Origin of the sequence: Hugenholtzia roseola DSM 9546 (assembly GCF_000422585.1) — a bacterium.
GTDB lineage: Bacteria > Bacteroidota > Bacteroidia > Cytophagales > Bernardetiaceae > Hugenholtzia > Hugenholtzia roseola.
On record NZ_AUGI01000052.1, the window covers coordinates 38,024 to 58,138 of the forward strand.

The 20,115-nt window shown below is 41.7% G+C and carries 14 protein-coding genes and 1 tRNA gene; 4 read left to right on the forward strand and 11 right to left on the reverse strand.

Annotation, left to right across the window (positions count from 1 at the left end):
* Nucleotides 1–290 precede the first annotated feature (290 nt).
* The 4 genes from G500_RS0106020 to fahA all read right to left on the reverse strand — a co-directional run bounded on the left by G500_RS0106020 (nucleotide 291) and on the right by fahA (nucleotide 4,843).
* Entirely contained in the window at nucleotides 291–1,721 is a 1,431-nt protein-coding gene (locus G500_RS0106020; protein ID WP_027001922.1) for a trigger factor, read from the reverse strand.
* Nucleotides 1,722–2,043: 322 nt separating this feature from the next.
* A tRNA-Leu gene (locus tag G500_RS0106025) sits at nucleotides 2,044–2,126 on the reverse strand.
* Nucleotides 2,127–2,280: 154 nt separating this feature from the next.
* The gene (locus G500_RS0106035) at nucleotides 2,281–3,420 is read right to left on the reverse strand and encodes a type I restriction enzyme HsdR N-terminal domain-containing protein (RefSeq protein WP_027001923.1); all 1,140 of its coding nucleotides are present in this window, start codon (nucleotides 3,418–3,420) and stop codon (nucleotides 2,281–2,283) included.
* Nucleotides 3,421–3,544: 124 nt separating this feature from the next.
* Nucleotides 3,545–4,843, reverse strand: coding sequence for a fumarylacetoacetase (gene fahA, locus G500_RS0106040; protein ID WP_051203322.1), 1,299 nt, complete (start codon nucleotides 4,841–4,843; stop codon nucleotides 3,545–3,547).
* Between the two features lie 208 nt (nucleotides 4,844–5,051).
* Here fahA and G500_RS24840 point away from each other — a divergent pair, with 208 nt between their 5' ends.
* The 3 genes from G500_RS24840 to aceA all read left to right on the forward strand — a co-directional run bounded on the left by G500_RS24840 (nucleotide 5,052) and on the right by aceA (nucleotide 11,689).
* Nucleotides 5,052–8,357 carry an Eco57I restriction-modification methylase domain-containing protein gene (locus tag G500_RS24840; RefSeq protein WP_161626088.1) on the forward strand — a complete coding sequence of 1,102 codons (3,306 nt, stop codon included), beginning with the start codon at nucleotides 5,052–5,054 and terminating at the stop codon, nucleotides 8,355–8,357.
* Between the two features lie 259 nt (nucleotides 8,358–8,616).
* Nucleotides 8,617–10,284, forward strand: coding sequence for a malate synthase A (gene aceB / locus G500_RS0106055; RefSeq protein WP_086047831.1), 1,668 nt, complete (start codon nucleotides 8,617–8,619; stop codon nucleotides 10,282–10,284).
* Between the two features lie 85 nt (nucleotides 10,285–10,369).
* Complete coding sequence (aceA, locus tag G500_RS0106060) at nucleotides 10,370–11,689, forward strand: isocitrate lyase (RefSeq protein ID WP_027001926.1); 1,320 nt, start codon at nucleotides 10,370–10,372, stop codon at nucleotides 11,687–11,689.
* Nucleotides 11,690–11,769: 80 nt separating this feature from the next.
* Here the strand turns inward: aceA and G500_RS0106065 are convergent, their stop codons facing one another.
* The 7 genes from G500_RS0106065 to pyk form a co-directional block, all read right to left on the reverse strand.
* Nucleotides 11,770–12,357 carry a DUF4276 family protein gene (locus G500_RS0106065; RefSeq protein WP_027001927.1) on the reverse strand — a complete coding sequence of 196 codons (588 nt, stop codon included), beginning with the start codon at nucleotides 12,355–12,357 and terminating at the stop codon, nucleotides 11,770–11,772.
* 6 nt (nucleotides 12,358–12,363) lie between these two features.
* The gene (locus G500_RS0106070) at nucleotides 12,364–13,557 is read right to left on the reverse strand and encodes an AAA family ATPase (RefSeq protein WP_027001928.1); all 1,194 of its coding nucleotides are present in this window, start codon (nucleotides 13,555–13,557) and stop codon (nucleotides 12,364–12,366) included.
* A 149-nt stretch (nucleotides 13,558–13,706) separates the two neighbouring features.
* Nucleotides 13,707–14,639 carry a hypothetical protein gene (locus G500_RS0106075; RefSeq protein WP_154657044.1) on the reverse strand — a complete coding sequence of 311 codons (933 nt, stop codon included), beginning with the start codon at nucleotides 14,637–14,639 and terminating at the stop codon, nucleotides 13,707–13,709.
* A gap of 4 nt (nucleotides 14,640–14,643) precedes the next feature.
* Nucleotides 14,644–14,940: a putative quinol monooxygenase gene (locus G500_RS0106080; protein WP_035756424.1), complete on the reverse strand. Its 297-nt coding sequence runs from the start codon at nucleotides 14,938–14,940 to the stop codon at nucleotides 14,644–14,646.
* A 42-nt stretch (nucleotides 14,941–14,982) separates the two neighbouring features.
* Nucleotides 14,983–16,311, reverse strand: coding sequence for a type III secretion system chaperone family protein (locus G500_RS0106085; RefSeq protein WP_027001931.1), 1,329 nt, complete (start codon nucleotides 16,309–16,311; stop codon nucleotides 14,983–14,985).
* A gap of 74 nt (nucleotides 16,312–16,385) precedes the next feature.
* A complete protein-coding gene (locus G500_RS22510; protein WP_051203324.1) occupies nucleotides 16,386–17,075 on the reverse strand; it encodes a carboxypeptidase-like regulatory domain-containing protein in 690 nt (229 codons plus the stop codon).
* A gap of 206 nt (nucleotides 17,076–17,281) precedes the next feature.
* On the reverse strand, nucleotides 17,282–18,712 hold the full coding sequence (gene pyk, locus G500_RS0106095; RefSeq protein ID WP_027001932.1) for a pyruvate kinase: 1,431 nt from the start codon (nucleotides 18,710–18,712) through the stop codon (nucleotides 17,282–17,284).
* 164 nt (nucleotides 18,713–18,876) lie between these two features.
* Here pyk and G500_RS0106100 point away from each other — a divergent pair, with 164 nt between their 5' ends.
* Entirely contained in the window at nucleotides 18,877–19,884 is a 1,008-nt protein-coding gene (locus G500_RS0106100) for an NAD(P)H-dependent glycerol-3-phosphate dehydrogenase (protein WP_245574464.1), read from the forward strand.
* Nucleotides 19,885–20,115: the final 231 nt, after the last annotated feature.

Here is a 20,115-nt window from a genome sequence, read left to right on the forward strand (position 1 = left end):
TTGGTAAAAGTTGTCATAAACCGTTTTTGACAGCACCCAGAACGGCAAAAGGAAGTTTGAACAAAAGATTCGAGCAAAAGAAAAGATAAAAACGAAAGCCGCCCATAAGGTCGCTTACTTTGCTTTACGCAAATTTTGGAAAAATGAAGCAGCCGAACAAACGGCAAAGCATAAAAAATGCAAATCTGACCCAAACTTTCGACCAAAGACGCAAAAAACCCACCTTACCGAAGGGGTAGGTGGGCATTTCACAATCTTCATAACACTACAAAAAGGGCAGCAAATACAGATTAGGCTTCTACGTCTGTTGCGTCGTTCTGTTGTAAAGACTTATTCAGTTCTTTTACCATCTGACTAAACGCATCTCGCGAAATTGCCTCCGTCTGGATATTGACTTCTTTTTTAAGCAGGGTGAGTGCTTTTTTATCGATGGCTTCTTGTACGATTTCTTCATACTCGTTGCCTTTCTTTTCGCGCAAGATGCGCTCGGCTAAGTTGTCTAAGAGTTGCTCGTCGAAAGTTTGTGCCATCGAGCCTAAGTATTGGCGCAACTGGTCTTTCAAAATCTCTAAAATATCTTCGCGCTGCACCTTGACATCTTTATCTCTCAAAATCGCTTTCTTGATAAGCGTCCATTTCAAAGATTTCTCGAAATTAGGGTAGTCTTTCTTGATGGTGTCGGGCGAAAGTTCGGGCGAAATGTGCTTAATCCATTTCTCCAAAAACTCGCGCGGTAGCTCGATGGTGGTATTTTCTAATAATTTTTCGCGCAACTGATACTCCAAAAGCGTGTTGGTTTCTTTGTCCATCTCTTTGAGAAGGTTCTTGCGCAAACCCTTTTTGAAGGCTTCTTCCGACAAGATGCGCTCATCTTCTACAAAAGCCTCAATTTCTTCTTGGGGCGCACCCGAAGTTTCCAGCTGTTCTTTGGTTTGCAAACCGAAGACCTGCGCAAAGAAAGTCTTGTTTAGCTCGGCAGGGCGCGTGCGCGTTAGGCTATTTACGGTCATCGTAAATTCGCCTTCCAATGCAGCGGCGGCTTCTTCTTCTATGCCTAAGGCTAAGGCGGTCTTTTTCGCGTCCGAAAAGATGCGCTTCATCTCAAAAGTGATGGTATCGCCAGCCTTCACGCCTACAAACTTATCCAATTCGGCAGCCTCGATTTGTTTCAAGGGAACTAAGGTATCTACTTCAAAAGACGTAGTCTTGCTCTTGATAGTACCATATAGGAAATCGCCTGCGGCAGAAACTTCGGGTTCAGAGGTTTCGCCGAAACGGTTTTGAAGGTTCTCGATGTACTCTTGCAGGAAGGTATCATCTATTTCGATGTCGTATGCGGTGATGTCGAAATTGGTTTGGTAGGAAAAAGTGGGGACAAAACCGATTTCGTAAATAAGTTCATAACCTACCTCACTAAGCAAATCTGCCTGTGTAAGGTCTTGTAGGGGCAAAATCTGACCCACAATTTCGAGTTTCTCTTGGGCGATGAAATTATTGAGGGTCTGGTCGAGCTGCTCTTGTATGAGGTCTGCTTTTACGCCTTTGCCTATCATTTTCTTGACAAAACTCATAGGAGCTTGACCCGGACGAAAGCCCTTGAAAGAGGCTTTTGCACGATATTCTTTGAGTTTTTTCTCAAAATCAGCCTTATAGTCTTCTACCGCAACCGAAACTTTAATCAAGCCGTAGCAGTTGTCTTTTTTCTCTAATACGATTTCCAAGGTCTTAGCAATTTAGAAAGATGAAACAATGATTTGCCTGTCAGCATACCTCGCCTCCGCAGTGGGCGAAAAGTTGAAAATAAGTGCCGCAAAGGTAGCAAAAAAAGATAGCAAAAGGAAATAACAACCCTTTCTATCCGCAGCCCCTTTCTGGCTATTTCTCTTTCCTACTTTCCGAATCCCGATTGCTCCTTTTAGCAGCCCACTGAAAAGAGAGCCGCCAAGAGAGAGGCGAAAAGAAAATAGGCTATGCGGTAGGAAATAGAGAAGGGCATAAACGAAAAAAGAAAATTCCCAAGACTGAGAATTTTCTTTTTTGCTTTGGTACGGATGGAGGGACTCGAACCCCCATGGTTGCCCGCTAGATCCTAAGTCTAGTGCGTCTACCAATTTCGCCACATCCGTAACTGCTTGCAAAGGTAAGGGCTTTTTTTCGAACCACCAAATGCAAAGCCACTTTTTTTCTGTTTTTTTCGAAGCCAAACGCCATTTTTTGTGTAAAGTGCTGATTTTAAAGCCTTTGTACAATTAAAAAAAAGCACCCTATCGCACAAAAAAATCACTTCACACGCGAAAAAGCCTCGAAAAGCCACGTTACGAAAATAGACGCAAAGGCTTGCGGCACTGCTCCAAAAAGAAAAGGCACAAAATAAAGCATCAACCGCCAAGAGTGTTCGAAAGAAGCCAAATTGCCCTTCGACCACCAACAGTACCATTTTTCGGCGCAACAGTTCAAACATACTTCGGCATCATACCCAAAAAGCAACTCTGTCGTAACAAGCGAAGGGACTAAGACGATTAAAAAGGCAAAGAAAAACTTATTTTTGAGGTAGAAAGGTAGCGTCGTTTTGCCTCGTTTTTTGTTGCGTGCCTCGGCTCTTTGTTGCGTCTGATTGGGAAAGAGTTTGCCTCGAAGCATAAAAAGCACCGCCCAAGTGGTCAGAATCGGCACAGTCCAATAGACTAAGCCAAAATGAAAGTTCGGGTTTTGCAATAGCTTCGTCTTGTTTTCTATAAAGGGCGTAACGCTTTTTGCCATGCCCCAGCTTACCATCAAACCGATAAAGACAAAAAGCGAAAAAAAGAGGGCAAATTTGGCTACCCAAGGCTTTTTCGTTTGAGGTACGACATATTTTTTGAAAAAATTGCCTACGGTATGGCGCAAAAGCCACCAAGCCATCGAAAGTTTGCCGAAAGCGCGTTGCTGCAAACCATAGGCGGGAAGTTTGTCTAATTCGAGATATTCTCTGCCTGTTTTGGCGTTTTGGGTCTTGTAAAAAGCATTTAATTTGCCCGAACTCACCCATAAATATTCGGCATAAAGTTGTCTATCATAGGATTTTGCCTGCGCCACCGCTTCCTGAAAAACGCCACGCCCGACATCTCTGCGCTTACATTCTACCAAAAGAAAATCTTTCGTTTTGGCATCATCAGCAAAAACGCCTATATCCACAAAGCGATAACTCGACCCCATCTTGACTTTGCGCTCAAAGACAATCCGCTGCGGAGGATATTTATATTGCAAAACCAACTGTAAATAACATTCCAAACGCACCTCCTCTTCTGGCTCATAGGCAAAACGTTCATTGGCATGGCTATAAAAAACTTGTTGCTTTTCTTTGCCCAAATTTTCGATGCGAACCAAACCCTGTCGGATTCCCTCCTTTACTAATTCAGACTGCAAAACTTGTGGAAGCATGATTATTTTTAGAGATAGTTTTTAGTTTTTTATGAAAAAGGACAAAGTAAGTCGGTAAGGCGAAGCCCCAACTTCGCCCTACTTTTTTAGACTTAAAGGTCAATTTTTAATTGTCAAAATCTACTTACTTTTTAGCAGGCAAAATCTTACCCGTCACCTCACCAAAGCCTACGCGCACGCCTTCGTACTCGCCAAAACCGCGCATAATGACCGTATCGCCATCTTCTATAAACTTGCGCTCTGTGCCGTCCGACATTTTGAGGGGCTTAGTGCCGCGCCAAGTTAGTTCTAACATCGAACCAAAAGAATCCGCTTCGCTGCCGCTTATCGTACCGCTTGCCAACATATCGCCTACACGCACGTTGCAGCCATTGACGGTGTGGTGCGCAAGTTGTTGTGCCATATTCCAATACATATATTTGAAGTTGGTACGGCAGATGGTAGTTTCGTCTACGGCAATATTCGTTTTGATAGAAACTTCTAAGTTTATATCAAAACTATAATTTTGTTCGCACTTCAAATAATCTAAAATATCAGGCTCTTGTTTGGGACTTGCTGTTCGGAAAGGCTCTAAGGCATCGAGGGTAACAACCCAAGCCGAAATAGAGGAAGCAAAGTTTTTAGCCAAAAAAGGCCCCAGCGGCACATATTCCCACTTTTGAATATCTCGCGCCGACCAGTCATTGAACAAGACCAGTCCAAAGATATAATCATCAGCCTGCTCTGTGGTGATATTTTCACCCAAATTGGTATCTTTTCCTATGATAAATGCCATTTCAAGCTCGAAATCTAATTGCTTAGATTCACCAAAAATAGGCGGCTCTTGTTCATTTGGCTTGGTTTGCCCCTTCGGACGGTAAATATCTGTACCCGAAACAACGATAGAGGAAGCGCGTCCGTGATAGCCGACAGGCAGGTGTCGCCAGTTAGGAAGCAAAGGCTCTCCGTCAGGACGGAACATTTTGCCTACATTGGTGGCATGCTCGATGCTCGAATAAAAGTCGGTATAGTCGCCAATGCGTACAGGAAGCTGCATTTCTACCGCCGAAATGTGATATAAAAGTTCGGGTTTTTCTTCTATTTTCTTTTCCAAATCCGAACCTTTTTGCAATAAAAAGCCAATTCTATTTCGTAGGGCGCGTGTTTGATTTTTACCCTGTGCAATCAATTCATTTAAAAAATTCTCATAAAAAACAGATTCATCTATGCCTAAATCTTCAAAGTAGCCTTCCTCTGCCAGCGCAGCCAAATCTAAGACGTAATCGCCAATGCGCACGCCTACACGCGCGTCCGTTTCCTGTGTTCTGAAAATGCCAAAGGGCAGATTTTGAATCGGAAAGTGGGAATCGGGCGCAACTTCTATAAAAGCGCGAAGGGTTGGATTTTGCAAATTGAAATCCGAGTCATTCGTAGAATGGTTCATGATAGCGTATTTTTTAAAATTAAATTGATAACAAAATCATATCAAAAGCCCTACTCTTTCATTTTGACAATCTTTTTATCAAAGCGATAGGCTTATTTGCAAAAATACACTTTTTTCACTACTTTTCACCATCTTTTTGGCTGCAAGCGCGTTTTTTTCACTATTTTTGGCAGTGAATCGCCGATTGGTTTCTAATTCCTTTTCTCTTATGTCGCTTTTTCAGAAAAACGTACTCAAAGAATACGCACAGGCTCAAAATAGTGAGGCAGTGCAGCAGGCTTTTGAAAAATTTAAAACGCATTTTGGCAATCCACAAATGCAGGAGCTTATCTTAACTGCAAAAGAAGAGCAATATCAAGAAGGTTTTTTAAAAGACTTAATGGTAGAAGTTTTTGGTTATACTCTTTTTCCTTCACCAGATTATGATTTGATAACTGAATTTAAAAATCCTAATAACGCCAAAAAAGCAGACGCGGTTTTGCTTAAAAAAAATCCTACTCAAAATAAGGAATCAGCGGAAATAAATTCACAAGTTTGGGCAATCATTGAACTAAAAGATACGCGCACTTCTTTTCTCAAAATCGTGGAAAGTCAAGCCTTTGGCTACAAAAATCAGCACCCAAATTGTAGGTATGTCATTACTTCAAATTTCAAAGAACTATGGTTTTATATCGATAACGCATACGACTACGAAGCCTTTGATTTATTCAATTTAACGTTGCCCGAATTTGCCAAACTTTACACACTAATACAAAAAGACAACTTATTTTCAAATCTACCTATTGAAATAAAAAATAAATCCATTGCACGTGAGCAGGAGCTAACCTTAGCTTTTTACGACGATTACCAAGCCTTCAAAGACCACCTTTTTATCAATATCGCCTTGCTCAATAAAAAACAGGATAAATTTTTGCTTTTTGAAAAGACACAAAAACTATTAGATAGAATTATCTTTCTTTGTTTTGCCTCTGCCAAAGGGCTGCTCCCTGCTAATATGATAAAAATTTTGATACAGCAATGGGAATACTTAAACGACATAGGCGAGCCAGTAACTTTGTATAGCCGTTTTGTGAAATATTTTAGTTTTATAGACAAAGGTTTTAAAAGTAGGATTTTTGATATTTTTGCTTACAATGGCGGACTTTTTGCGCCAGACCCACTCTTAGATGGGCTTCAAATTCAGGACGAAACCCTGCGTATGCGCTGCGAATGGATTGCTCGCTATGATTTTGATACGGATATAGACATTAATGTTTTAGGTCATATTTTTGAGCATAGTTTGAATGAATTAGACCAAAAACGCCTCGAACTAATGGAAGATTTAGCCGAAATAGAAGCAGGCAATCTGCCCAAAAATATGGGAAAAAGAAAGGCTGACGGCATTTTTTACACGCCTATCTACATCACGCAATACATGGTTGAAGAAACAATCGGCGTTGCCTGCCGCTCTAAAAAAAGAGTGTTGGAAATTGAGGAAATAGAAATAGATTGGGAAAATCAAATAGAAAAAGATTTTCTTTTAGAAAGATTAAGTCAATATGAAAATTGGCTTTCTAATTTACGTATTCTCGACCCTGCCTGTGGGTCTGGTGCATTTTTAAATCAAGTTTTGAGTTTTCTAATTTATGAATATCGTTGGATAGAAAGCCTAAAATTAGGTATTTTACCTCCACCCAAGCCCAAACTTACACAAAAAGATTCGCAAGAAAATGTAGGAAATATTTTTGAAAAGCCCTTGCCAATGCCTACAACCAAACCAAAAGAAAAGAATTTTATTCATAAAATCTTAGAAAATAATATTTTTGGCGTTGATTTAAATTCTGAAAGTGTATCTATTACAAAACTTTCACTCTGGCTCAAAACAGCGCAAATGCGGCAAAGACTGAACGAGCTTGCAGACAACATCAAAGTAGGCAATTCTTTGATAGACGACTCCGAAATAGACCCCAAAGCCTTCGAGTGGCGAAAAGAATTTCCACAAGTTTTTGAAGAACAAGACACTGAAAATCAAGGATTTAGTATCATTATAGGCAATCCTCCTTATGTGCGACAGGAGCTGCTATCAGAAAAACACAAAAACTATTTTTCTAAAAAATATCCCGAAGTATATAGCGGTGTAGCCGACTTATATGTTTATTTTTATAGTAAAGCCTTAGAACTACTGCAAAAAAATGGCATCTTGGCTTATATCACGCCCAACAAATGGTTTAAGACCAAATATGGCGAAGGGCTGCGCCGCCTCTTGCAACCACTACAAATTCAGCAAATAGTTGATTTTTTTGAACTACCTGTTTTTGAAGATGCCGCCACAGAGCCACAAATTATTATTTTATCAAATCAAAAAACAAATACAAATTTTTACTACTTTCCCGTTACCAAAAAGCTATTGGGAGAGGCGGGAATTGTCTATTTTGCGGACAAACTGACTACAAAAATTGAGATAAAAAAAGAGCTATTAAATACAAACGAATGGGTCTTTACTACGGAAGAAAAACAAGAGTTACTTCATAAAATAAAATATCCAAAAAAATTAAAAGTGCTACCACTTCGCGATTATGCAAACCAAAATATTTACAGAGGCATTACTACTGGGCTTAATCGCGCCTTTATTATAGACCACAAAATACGTGAAAAATTGATAAAGGAAGACTATAAAAGCAATGAACTTATAAAGCCTTATTGTCAGGCTACAGATATTAAAAAGTGGCATCTGGAAAATAAAAAAATGCACTTTTTAATCAATACAGGTTATGATATTGAAATAAGTAAAAATTCGTATCCCGCCATTTTCAACTACCTAAAAGCCTTTGAAAAAGAGCTAAAAGCAAGACAAGACCAAGGAAAAACGCATTTCAACCTGCGCCCCTGCAACTATTACGCTGAATTTGAAAAGCCCAAAATTATGTATATCCATACGGCAGTAAGGCATGAATTTTACTATGATGAAAAAGGTTATTTTTTAAATAATTCGGCATACTTTATTTCCCAAGCGGATAGGTTTTTGTGCGCTTTCCTAAACTCGAAACTTTTTGATTTCTACAAAAAACTTACCTTTGTAGCCTATGGAAACCCCGAAGAAAGAGGACGAAACAAATTAGATTTTAATAAAATGATACAAGTACCTATTCCTTGCATAGAGGAAGAAGACAAGCTATTTTTTCAAGAAAAACATCAAATTTTGCAGCAAAAATCAGAGGCTTTCTATAAAAAAGATAACGCCTTCAAGACGATTTTTAGCGGAGAATTTAAACTTTCAAAATTATCAAAAAAATTAGAAAAGTGGCATTGGCTTGAATGGGCAGCATTTCAAACCGAAATAGAAAAACAAAAAGGGCAAATTCCCACCAAGCGAAAAATGGAGTGGCTCGAACTTTTTGAGCAAGAAGGCGAACTATTGCGCAACCTCGAACAGCAAATTGAGCAGGAAGAAAAGCAGCTTAATGAGAAAATTTACCAAATTTATGATTTATCTAAAAAGGAAATTGAGATAATAGAACACGAGTATGGATATTAGCCAAACCATTTTTTTAGTCGGCACGCATACTTTTTTTCGAAAAAATTTGGTATTGTGTTTGCAAATGCTTTACTTGCATAAAATTTTACCAATAAGCAAGATTACGATATAAAATCGGCATAAAACCCCTACAAACAGATAGTAGGCACTCTCTTTTCTGCGTTTTTAGTAGGAAAAGAAAGTGAGGCTTTCGCTGCGCAATTCCTTAGCATTGCTAAAAAAAGAACGCGCCATTTTTACCTAACCCGATAAGCCTCCCATGTCTGAAAAATCCCTTTCTACGCCCTCTGCTCCTATCGAGGGAACAGTTCGTTTGGTAACGGAAAAACCGTTGTCGTCTGATTTTCAATACTTTTTGAGTGCGCAAGCCCTTGAATTTTTAGTAGCTTTGCACCAGAAATTCGAGCCTGTGCGTCAGGCTTTGCTCGATAGGCGCGAAGTTACGCAAAAGGCGATTGATGCAGGGCAGATGCCCACTTTTCCCAAAGAAACACAAGCCATTCGGAAGGACGCTACGTGGCAAGTTGCGCCAATCCCTGCCGACTTACAGGATAGGCGTGTGGAAATTACGGGACCAGTGGAGCGCAAGATGATGATAAACGCGCTCAATTCAGGTGCTAAAATTTTTATGGCAGACTTTGAAGATGCCAATTCGCCTACTTGGGAAAACGCTTTGCAAGGTCAGCGCAACTGTTATGATGCCATTCGCAAACAGATAGATTTTTACGACGAAAAAAAAGACAAACATTACAAACTAAATGCAGAAACTGCCGTCCTGTTGGTGCGTCCGCGCGGTTGGCACTTGTCGGAAAAGCACTTGCTCATCGATGGCGTACCGATTTCGGGTTCGCTCTTCGATTTTGGCTTGTATGTTTTTCACAATACCCAAGAGATGCTCAAAAGAGGAACAGCACCTTATTTTTACTTGCCCAAATTAGAAAACCATTTAGAGGCACGTCTTTGGAACGACGTTTTTGTTTTTGCACAAAATTATTTAGCAATTCCGATAGGAACTTTCAAAGCCACTGTGCTTTTAGAAACCATTTTAGCAGCCTTTGAGATAGAGGAAATACTTTACGAACTGCGCGAGCATATTGTTGGTATCAATGCAGGTAGATGGGATTATATCTTTTCGGCAATCAAAAAATTTAGGAATGTCGTGCAGCAGCCTTTGCCCGACCGCGCCCAAATTACGATGACCGTCCCTTTTATGCGTGCCTATACCGAGCTTTTGGTTCATTTTTGCCACAAACGCGGTGCGCATGCGATTGGGGGCATGTCTGCATTTATTCCTACCAAAAACGACGCTAACATCAATGCAAAAGCCTTCGAGCAGGTACGAAAAGACAAAGAACGCGAGGCTGCCGACGGTTTTGATGGCTCTTGGGTAGCACACCCCGATTTAGTTCCTATTGCAAAGGCGGTCTTTGATGCTAAATTTGGCGACAAGCCTCACCAAAAAGAGCGGTTGCGCAACGACGTAGTAGTGGAAAAGATGGAAACCCAACTTCTTGATTTTCAGATAGAAGGGGGAAAAATCACCGATTCGGGTATTAGGCTCAATATCAGCGTGGCACTGCGCTATGTTAGTGCGTGGCTCAATGGCGTAGGGGCTGCCGCCATTTTCAATTTGATGGAAGATGCAGCCACAGCCGAGATTTCGCGTACCCAACTTTGGCAGTGGCTTTTTCACCCCAAAGCCCAACGCTATCAGGCAGAAGAAAATGGCGAGGCGGCTTATTTTCCCATTACGGCGGCATACCTCAAATCTTGTTTTGAAGAAGAATATCAGAAAATTGTAACCGAATTGGGCGAAACACAAAGTCTTGCTTTGCGCTACCCAGAGGCGCGAGAGATTTTGGAAAAATTGGTCTTTTCACCTGATTATCAAGACTTTCTCACCACTTCGGCTTACGAAAGGCTCTAAGTCGAGCCTTCTAAAAAATAACCAACAATCAACACCTGCACCTTTTCTTTTTGGTATTTTATTCATTCTTACCCCCTTTTTAGTCATGACTTCAAACGGAACATCTCCTTTTGCGCATCGCAACGCAAGTGAATTAGCAAACGAATGGAAAAATAGCCCCCGTTGGGCAGGTATCAAGCGCGATTACAGTGCGGACGAGGTAGCCAAATTGCGCGGCAGCGCGCGTTTAGAGCATACTTTGGCGCGTATGGGTGCGGAAAGGCTTTGGAAACTTTTAAATGAAGAGGATTTTGTGCCTGCCTTGGGTGCGATTACGGGCAATCAGGCTGTCCAGCAGGTAAAGGCAGGTTTGAAGGCAATTTATATGAGCGGTTGGCAGGTAGCAGCCGATGGCAATAATGCAGGTCAGATGTATCCCGACCAAAGTTTGTACCCTGCCGATAGCGTGCCTGCCATGGTCAAGCGCGTCAATAATGCCCTTTTGCGTGCCGACCAAATCGAGCAGGCAGAAGGTAAAGAGCCAATTCAGTGGTTTGCGCCCATTGTAGCCGATGCAGAAGCTGGTTTTGGGGGCGTTCTCAATGCCTATGAACTGATGAAAGCCATGATTGAAGCGGGTGCTTCGGGCGTTCATTTTGAAGACCAACTTTCTTCCGCTAAAAAGTGCGGACACATGGGCGGCAAGGTCTTAGTGCCTACTTCGGAGGCGGTGCAAAAATTGAAGGCGGCGCGTTTGGCGGCAGATGTTTTGGACGTGCCTACGGTGCTGATTGCGCGTACAGATGCCAATGGTTCATACCTGATAACCAGCGACATAGACCCTGCCGATAAGCCCTTTATTAGCCAAGAGGCGCGTACCGCCGAAGGCTTTTTTATCCTCAAAGGGGGCATAGAGGCGGCAGTAGCACGCGGTTTGGCTTACGCGCCTTATGCTGATGTCATTTGGTGTGAAACCTCGAAGCCTGATTTAGAAGAAGCGCGTTATTTTGCCAAAAAAATACACGAAAAATACCCTCACAAACTTTTAGCCTACAACTGCTCGCCTTCCTTTAATTGGTCAGCAAATTTAGAGGCTGCCACGATTGCACATTTTCAAGAAGAGTTAGGCAAGATGGGCTATAAGTTTCAATTCGTAACCTTAGCAGGGTTTCATAGCCTCAATATGGGCATGTATGAGCTGGCACTCAAATACAAAAGCGAAGGCATGGCAGCCTATTCGCGCCTGCAAAACAAGGAATTTGACTATGAGGAAAAAGGCTACACAGGCACAAAGCACCAACGTTTCGTAGGCGCAGGCTATTTCGACCAAGTCGCGCAAGCCATCATGGGCGAAGGACTTTCTACTGCCGCCCTCAAAGGCTCTACCGAAGAAGAGCAGTTTAATCCCACGCCGTCGCATTTGTAGTTTTTTTTGATAAAAAGATGACAGAACTAACAGTTTTTTTTTAAACTGTTAGTTTTTAACTAATTAAATATTTTAATATTTTAACTAAAAAACTTTATTATACCTTTAATGAACTGCTTATAGCTTTCAGACCTGTTATTTTGAGGGTCAATGTCCAAATAGGGTGCAATAGCTCTGGCAGAAGCTCCCTTTTGAAATTCTGGTAGGATTTTACCTAACTCCTCTGCTGCGTTGTTGAGATTGTCTGGATTCCGAAACTTAGCTTGTCCTGCAAACTTTTGTGCATTGAAGCGAGGATAGGCGGCTTGTATTGCACGAAAATCCCCTAAATACCAAGATTCCAATTCTCTGCAAGCAATTCTTATCAGAAAAGGAGCAGGATTTTCTTGATTGTTTGCATCTTGACACAATTTTATTAAATCATGTTTAAGTTCTGTGCAATTATGACTGTCTTGGTCATGCACGATGACAATGCCTGTACGCTCATGAAAATGAGAAAAGGTTTTAACTTTACGTGGGATAGATTTTTGTAAATCTTGCTTTCCTTGATGAGAACGCACAAAATAGTTCTGACCTAAAACCCATTTTTGAGGCAAAATCTTAGGCAAAATCTCTTCTAACACGTCCCGCATAGATGGTTCTTCAGTTAAGATTTCTACTCTTGTCATAAAGTTTTAAATTAAGCTCTTAATTCCACTTCCTTTTAAGTAGCCCTGTGTCCACAAATAACCCAAGGCATCACCCTCTTTGACCAAATTCTGAACAACTTTATCATCTTTAGCTCGCTGAACTTGCGTATATCCGTCTTTTTTATAGAGCCAAAAAAGTTCCTCTATTTTGAGGTGATTCACAAAATCAGGCGAGTGAGTTGAAATAAAAACTTGTCCCTGCTGCGCATACTCTCTAAACTCTTCGGCTAACTCCCTCAAAAGTTCAGGATGCAAATAATTCTCAGGCTCTTCTACACAAAGGAGTGGATGTGGAGTTGGGTCGTTGAGTAAAATTAAGTAAGCAAACATTTTTATAGTTCCGTCAGATACGTAACGCGATATAAAAGGGTCCTTGAAAGTGCCGTCTTTAAATTGAAGGACAATACGACCATCTATGGTTTTTGTGGCTCGTACTTCGGAAATTCCTGGTATGCGTTTTTTCATCTTCCCTAAGATTTGTTCAAAAATAGGTCTATGGTTTTCATAAATATACTCTGTAACTTGAGCTAAATTGTTTCCATTTCTTGAAAGATGTTCACTAAGCCCTGTTTCCTCTATATTTTGGGCAGCCTGAATTTGAAAATTAGAAACAAACCAATTTTCTAACAACCTACGAAAAGTGCTAATTGCCTTAAATTTTTTGAATTGACCCAAGCCTTTGATAGCCAAAATATCAGGAGATTCTAAAACTTGCTCTTCTCGTTGGTCTTTAAACTCTTGCTTGGCTTCTGCAAATTCTGCTTCGTTTATAATCGCACTACCGCGCCCCCTTGAGAAATCTAAAAAACGATAAGGACGACCGCGACTGCCTCGCCTATAGCTCAATACTTCTTTAGTTACGATAGGAGATTTGTTTTCACTCAACCCAATAGAAAGTTCATACGTAACCAAGGGGGAGCCCGGTGTATCTCTAAATTTCAACTCAAATTCTATATCACCTGTGCTATTGCGAGAAATAACCTCATCAAACCCTCCGCGTTGATGAAGTGCGTGTTTAACGTTATGATGCAAAGCACTACTAAGGAAGCCAAAAACATCAAAAAGCGTAGTCTTTCCTGACCCATTAGCACCTAAAAAGACGCACAAGTTAGGGAAGTCACGTATTTCCATGTTATGAAACACTTTAAAATTTTTAACTTTTAGTTTTTCAATTTTCATATTTTTATAAAAAATTGTTTTTGTAATAACTATTTAGTCTAACTACTTCTATTTAAAACTACTCTTGAAGCAGTTAAAGACCTGGCAAATATAGTAAAAAATATCTAAATGCAAATTAAAAAGTCATAGAAAGTCAAAAAAATAACACCTCACCTCCGCTTGGTGGTTTTTGTGTGCGAAACAGTTTTTTTCTTTTTAGTGGAGGAGTGGTTTAGGCTGTGTGTAGATTTTTTCTGTGAAGAAGTGCCATGGCTTAGATTTTGTGCCTCTACGCGCCTTTTTGCCATCATCTTATCGAGCAGTGTCGTGCGCAGGCGGCGTGTCCTTTGGATAATCTGGGTGCGTTGGTCTTCGCTTGCTGTGGTGCTTTCCGATTCTTGGGATAGAACTTGGTCGCAAAGATTGAGGGCAGTTTCGCCCTCCCCTATAAGGGTTAGGTATTCCCAATAAAGTTCGCGCCATTGCAGGCTATCTTGAAAATAATATTGATAAAGATAGTCTAAATTAGATTTTTCCGTTTGAGCGCGTGCCTGATACGCCTCTTGTGAGGACGCATTTTGTAGCCCCCAAAGTAAATCTTGCAGCAAAACAAGGGAAGTTTGATAGTTTTGCGACCTACGCTCTGCCGCACTTTGCTCGACTTGCGACAACTTTTGCGCCCCAAAATAGGCATCATACAGTTGCCATTCCTGCTGCCAAGCCGCCAAGTCCCAACGCGCATCTCTGTCTTGAAGGGCTTTGAAAAGAGCCTCGATAGACGCAAAAGAAGGCGAATACGCCGTATCCTTATTACGCGCCTTTTCCCAAAAATGGGAAGTCTGCTTTTGTGCCAAAAAATCTTTGCGCAGGCTATCCAAATAGAGTTGAAGGCTCGTTAGGTCGTCGTAATAAATCCAGTCGTTTTTGATTTTTGCAGGAATATCTGCCAAAGGAATCCTTTTGAGGCGTATGGTTTGCCCCTGCCACTGCCAAAGGGTTTCATATTGTGCCTGCTTTTTAAAAAACGAAGTGCTATTTTCTTGTGCTTTTAAAAAAGGCATCAGAAAACAGATAAGAAAAATGAAAATAAGTTTTGCTTTCATAAAATTAAGAAACTTGTATAAAAGGATACAACGAAAAAGCGATAGGCTTTGCAGCAAAACCGATTTTGGTTGCTGCCCAGACCGATTTAAAAAGTTCGGAGTGGCGGTAAGTGTCCAAATCTTGCGCCTGCTGCCAATGGCTATAAGTCGTAAAAATGGCGGGATTGTCGGCATCTTGCAGGAGTTCTAAGTGCAGACAGCCTTGAAAATGGCGGATTGCATTTTTATTGGTTTCGAAATTTGCCAAAAAAGTAGGCACAAAATCAGGACGAAATTCCATGCGGACGATACGAACAAGCATCAGATAGGAAAGGTTAGGATTTAGGGAATTGGTATGCTACTATTAGTATTCGAGTTTGCGAATGGCATCAAAATAAGAAACCGAAAAAGGGACTAAGTCGTTGAAATTGAGCTTTTTGGTATCAAACTGAAGCTGCGGATACATCTCCTTCTGACTGCGTACAATTTCTTTGAGGTAGTCTTGAATTTGCTTTTTATGCAATTTTTCGCCCTGCCAAAAGATGTTTTTTCCCCCCAAAGCCACAAAATAATCCGTATTGATGATGCGAATATAAAGGTGCAAAAAACGGCGGTGCGGTGCAGGCATGCCAAAATTGAAAAAGGCATATAGGGCGGCATATTCTAAAATAAGCGGCACAAAATGGTCTAATTTGTTATCTAAATACCAAAAAACGGCTTGTAATTGTGCCGTCAGATGGGCATTGATTTCTGTTAAGTCGGCAGGTTTGGCAATTCCGAAAGTAGCCTTTGTCGCATAGAAATTCTTGACCATCTGTTTTTCCGAAAATTCGGCAAGTTGGGTCAAGATTTTTTGTAGAGCCTGATTTTTTGCTGCAATGGGCAAATTGTCCTCACTAAAAAACTGCAAATGCGCCGTTTCTATCAGGTTTAAAATATCACCTTCGGGCAGAGTCAGGTAGTCTATGCGGTACAAAACAGTGAGGTAGTAAAAAGAAACTAAGGCTTCTAATTTTGCCAACGCGCCTTCCTGACAGGCGTGCAGGGCTTCGTGTGTCCATTTTTTTACAAAATACGACTTGTTATCAATCTCATTTTGCGGCAATTCGCCCACATGAGAATCGGCAATCGGGGCAAGTTGCGGAAATTGAACCAGCCAAACGTCGTCATTTTTATCGGCATTGACGGCAATTTCGCGCAGTCCGTTGTAGAGTTTGGCAGGGTTGCTATCTTCGGTATCGGTAGAAAAGCGCATCGAAAGAATGTTGTCGGGACTAAGTGAAAAACAACTATAAAAAAAGTTATAGTTTGATTCCATAAGCCTTCTATAAAGTGCAATATTTGGCACTTTACTTTCTGCAATTTGTACCTGTGCGGAAAAACTTACCTCCGTAGCCTCTCCCACTACTTTTTTCGAGCCTTGAAAGATGGTGAATAAAATCTTAAACTTTTCGCCTGCTTCTTCCAACGCAATTTCTACATTCGCCTCGTCTTCATCTAAGAGAAAGTTGAAAAATTCGAGGTAGGCTTGCTTGTAATTTTTCTGTTCGTAAAAAGCCATCGCACGCTGCCAAGACTGCTCCTTTTCGAGCGACTTATGCGCGTCTGTATATCTGCCAAAACGCACCTCGATGTCGTCTTTGATATAGGGCGAAGCGGGCTGAAAGAAGGCAAAAATATTTTTAAAATTCATGTGCTTTTCAGTTTTATAGCAAAAACATCATATCAGCCAAAGGCGATAAAGTTAGGCAGGAGACTTTCCTGTTCCTACCTTCGCGAGCCTTCCGTAGGGGAAAGTTTCTTTTTGTAGTCTTTATTGCGAATAGACTCGATAAATTTTGCCCAAGCAAAGGGATTAAGCAACTGCAAAGTAGGGACAAAGAAACGATTATTGATGCCATAAATCTGATTGTTCATCATCATTCTATAATTCCCTTCGGCACTCATGGGCGTTTCGAGTGCCATGTTATAGATGCGCTCTTGACTCAAATTTTCGCGCATGGCAGTCAGGCGCGGGTCTTCGAGTTGGAGGGCTAAGATAGCTTCTTTAAATTCGTAGGCGTTATCAAAAGGATAAATAATTACTTCATCTAATAAATTATCTTTTTGCTGCATATTGATAAAAATAGAATAAGAAGGTTCGCCTCTTCGCGGAATGATGATGCGCACAGGCTCTAATCCCATAGAAGTTATATGCACCGTATCGCCTTCTAAGGCATTGATGGTAAAATAGCCTGCCCCGTTGCTGGTAGTGCCTACGCCCGCTCTTGGAATGAGGATATGGGCATACGGCACGCCATAAGCACTATCGCCCTCCACCAAAATACCCGAAAAACGCACTACTTGGCGTTCGCCCTGCGCCCTTGATTCAGTGGTAAGTGAAAGGGCAAGCAGCAAAAAGCAGACTGCACCCCATAAAGCCAAAGAGGAACATTTGGAAAAAAGAAAGTTTTTCATCTCGAATAAATTTAACAAAAATAAAATACAATTTTATCCAAAAGCAAAATCACACGCAAAAACCATAGAGGGCAAAGTCGCTTTTCCTATCCTACGCATAAAGATACGAAATTGTGTAGGATATGCGAAAAAAAGGTGAATAAAAACGCGCCTTTCTTTGGCAGAAGCAGGGACAACGTGCTGGCTTGTCCCTACTTTTTTTGGGTCTAATCTACTTTCGAGAGCTTGACTACATTGGTGCGCTGTTTTTCATTGATAGGCATGCTGGCAGTATTGATAAAAAGGTCGCCTTTTTCCAAAAGTCCGTTATCTACCAAAATCTGTTGGGTTTCTTTGAAGGTAATATCGGTAGAAACAAATCTATCATAGAAAAAGCCTCTCACGCCCCAAATCAGGCTAACTGTGGTGAGCAAACGGGCGTTTCCTGTGAAAATAAAAATACGCGCTTTGGGGCGATGGCTCGCTATGCGAAAGGCAGTATAGCCGCTCTGGGTCATGGAAAGAATCGCCTTGGCTTGCGTATTTTGCGCCAAACGGCAGGCAGTCGTAAGCACACTGCGGGCGATAAAATCGGGGTAGCTGGGGTCTATTTCGTAATAGCGATTGTAAATAGATTCGGCATTGACCTCCATCGAGTGGATAGTCTTCATCACACTCTTGACCACTTCTACGGGGTATTTGCCTACGGCGGTTTCACCACTTAGCATGAGCGCGTCTGCTCCGTCCATGACGGCATTGGCGATGTCGTTGGTTTCGGCACGTGTCGGGCGCGGATTGGTAATCATCGACTCCATCATCTGGGTTGCGATAATGACGGGTTTTCCTGCTTCGTTGGCTTTTCTGACGATTCTTTTTTGCAAAAGTGGCACATCTTCGGCTTTAATTTCTACGCCCAAATCGCCACGTGCGACCATAACGGCATCAGAAGCCTCGATGATGGAATCGATGTTGTTGATGGCTTCGGGGCGTTCTATTTTGGCAATGATATGCGAAAAGCCTTTCTGGTTGTTGATAATTTCGCGCAAACGCAACATATCGCTGGCTTGTCGGACAAAAGAAAGGGCAATCCATTCTACCTTGTGTTTGATGCCAAAAAGGACATCTTGGTAGTCTTTATCTGTTAGGGAGGGCGCGGAAATGTCGGTATTGGGCAAATTCATACCCTTTTTAGATTTGAGCATACCCCCAAAAACCACACGCGCATGCACCAATCCACCCGAAACCTCGGTTACGGTAAATTCTAATTTTCCGTCATCTATCAAAATCGTATCACCTGCCTTGACATCGCTGGGTAGCGATTCATAGGTGCAATAGACGCGCTTGGCATTAGAAAGGCACTTTTCTACGGTAAAGACCACTTCTTGGTCTTTTTCTACCAAAACGCCCCCATTTTCAACCTCGCCAATGCGGATTTTGGGACCTTGTAGGTCTAAAAGAATCCCCACGTGAAAATTAAACTTGTCGTTGAGTTCGCGAATATGGCTCACCACTTGGGCATGCTCTTCATAACTGCCGTGTGAAAAATTGAGGCGAAAGACATCTACGCCTGCGACCATTAGCTCTAAAAGTTTTTCGCGTGTGGCGGAGGCAGGTCCGACAGTGGCAATGATTTTGGTCTTATTGAAAAAAAGTTTCATAGAATTGTGTGTGGTTAGAGGTAAGAGAGAGGCAATTTTGCCGCCCTTGCTTGCGTTTTGGGGCTATTCAGTAGCCTTCTCGCATTAAGGCAAAGATAAGGACAAATTTCGGATTCTTGTTTTTTTAGCTTTATTTTGCTACTTAGAACCAAATTGATACGATTTTGTCAACCGAAACCACGTCTATTGCTGTTATTGGCGGCGGCAGTTGGGCGACTGCCTTAGTCAAAATCCTTTCCGAAGGCAATACCCACATTCATTGGTGGCTGCGCTCGAAGCACGACATCGAACACATGAAGACCTATGGTCGTAACCCCAGTTATTTGAGTGATGTAGAAATAGACAGTGAAAAAGTCTTTCCTACACAACAGCTCAAAGAAGCAGTGGCGGCGGCTTCTCACGTCTTGCTTGTCATTCCCTCTGCCTTCGTGAGCGAGGTTTTGGGCAAATTGCAGCCGTCAGATTTGGCGGGCAAAGTTGTCATTTCCGCTGTAAAGGGTATGATTGCAGGCAAAAATAGCTTAGTTACGGATTATATCCACGAACAATTAGGCGTGCCTACTTCTCATCTTTTAGTAGTGGCAGGACCTTGTCATGCCGAAGAGGTCGCCCAAGAGCGTCAGTCTTACCTTACTATCGGTGGGAATGATTTAGCCCAAGCCGAATTTTTCGCCTCCCTACTGCGCTGTCATTACATCAAAGCCTACCCCAATTTAGACTTAGATGGTGTGCAGTATGCTGCCGTTTTGAAAAATATCGTTGCCTTAGCCTGTGGTATTGCACGAGGGTTGAATTATGGCGATAATTTTCAGTCTGTATTGGTTTCAAATGCCATGCAAGAAATGAAACGATTTTTAGACAAAGTTCGCCCCGAAACGCCACGCGATTTGAACGAATCGGCATATTTAGGAGATTTGCTCGTAACGGCATACTCTCAATTTAGCCGCAACCGCACCTTTGGCAATATGATTGGCAGGGGCTATTCGGTCAAGTCGGCACAAGTGGAAATGAATATGATTGCGGAAGGTTACTATGCCGTAAAAGCCGTTTATCAAGCCAATAAGCAGCATTTTCAAGCCTACACCCCGATTGTAGATGCCGTTTATCATATCTTGTATGAAAAAATTTCGCCTATTGTAGAGTTTAGAATTTTGAAGGATAAACTCAAATAAAATACCTTCCAAACGACAAGGCGAACCCAAAGCCCACAAAGAAAAAGCTCACCAACAGCAACAAGGCAGTGGTGAGCTTTTTTTGAGCCGTCGGCGAAGCTCTTAGCCGTCGCCGAGGCTTTACAAAAACAAATCGGTCGCAGACCAAAAAAAAGAAAAAGAAAAGGTTTTCAAACCTCGCCGACGGGCAAAGCCCTCGGCGACGGTTTCGCTATTCTTTTACAATCTTAA

What these genes read in the sequence shown, in the direction of transcription:
- G500_RS0106035 (WP_027001923.1), bottom strand. Translation starts at nt 3,420, where the DNA reads ATGCTTCCACAAGTTTTGCAGTCTGAATTAGTAAAGGAGGGAATCCGA.
- fahA (WP_051203322.1), bottom strand. Translation starts at nt 4,843, where the DNA reads ATGAACCATTCTACGAATGACTCGGATTTCAATTTGCAAAATCCAACC.
- G500_RS24840 (WP_161626088.1), top strand. Translation starts at nt 5,052, where the DNA reads ATGTCGCTTTTTCAGAAAAACGTACTCAAAGAATACGCACAGGCTCAA.
- aceB (WP_086047831.1), top strand. Translation starts at nt 8,617, where the DNA reads ATGTCTGAAAAATCCCTTTCTACGCCCTCTGCTCCTATCGAGGGAACA.
- aceA (WP_027001926.1), top strand. Translation starts at nt 10,370, where the DNA reads ATGACTTCAAACGGAACATCTCCTTTTGCGCATCGCAACGCAAGTGAA.
- G500_RS0106065 (WP_027001927.1), bottom strand. Translation starts at nt 12,357, where the DNA reads ATGACAAGAGTAGAAATCTTAACTGAAGAACCATCTATGCGGGACGTG.
- G500_RS0106070 (WP_027001928.1), bottom strand. Translation starts at nt 13,557, where the DNA reads ATGAAAATTGAAAAACTAAAAGTTAAAAATTTTAAAGTGTTTCATAAC.
- G500_RS0106075 (WP_154657044.1), bottom strand. Translation starts at nt 14,639, where the DNA reads ATGAAAGCAAAACTTATTTTCATTTTTCTTATCTGTTTTCTGATGCCT.
- G500_RS0106080 (WP_035756424.1), bottom strand. Translation starts at nt 14,940, where the DNA reads ATGCTTGTTCGTATCGTCCGCATGGAATTTCGTCCTGATTTTGTGCCT.
- G500_RS0106085 (WP_027001931.1), bottom strand. Translation starts at nt 16,311, where the DNA reads ATGAATTTTAAAAATATTTTTGCCTTCTTTCAGCCCGCTTCGCCCTAT.
- G500_RS22510 (WP_051203324.1), bottom strand. Translation starts at nt 17,075, where the DNA reads ATGAAAAACTTTCTTTTTTCCAAATGTTCCTCTTTGGCTTTATGGGGT.
- pyk (WP_027001932.1), bottom strand. Translation starts at nt 18,712, where the DNA reads ATGAAACTTTTTTTCAATAAGACCAAAATCATTGCCACTGTCGGACCT.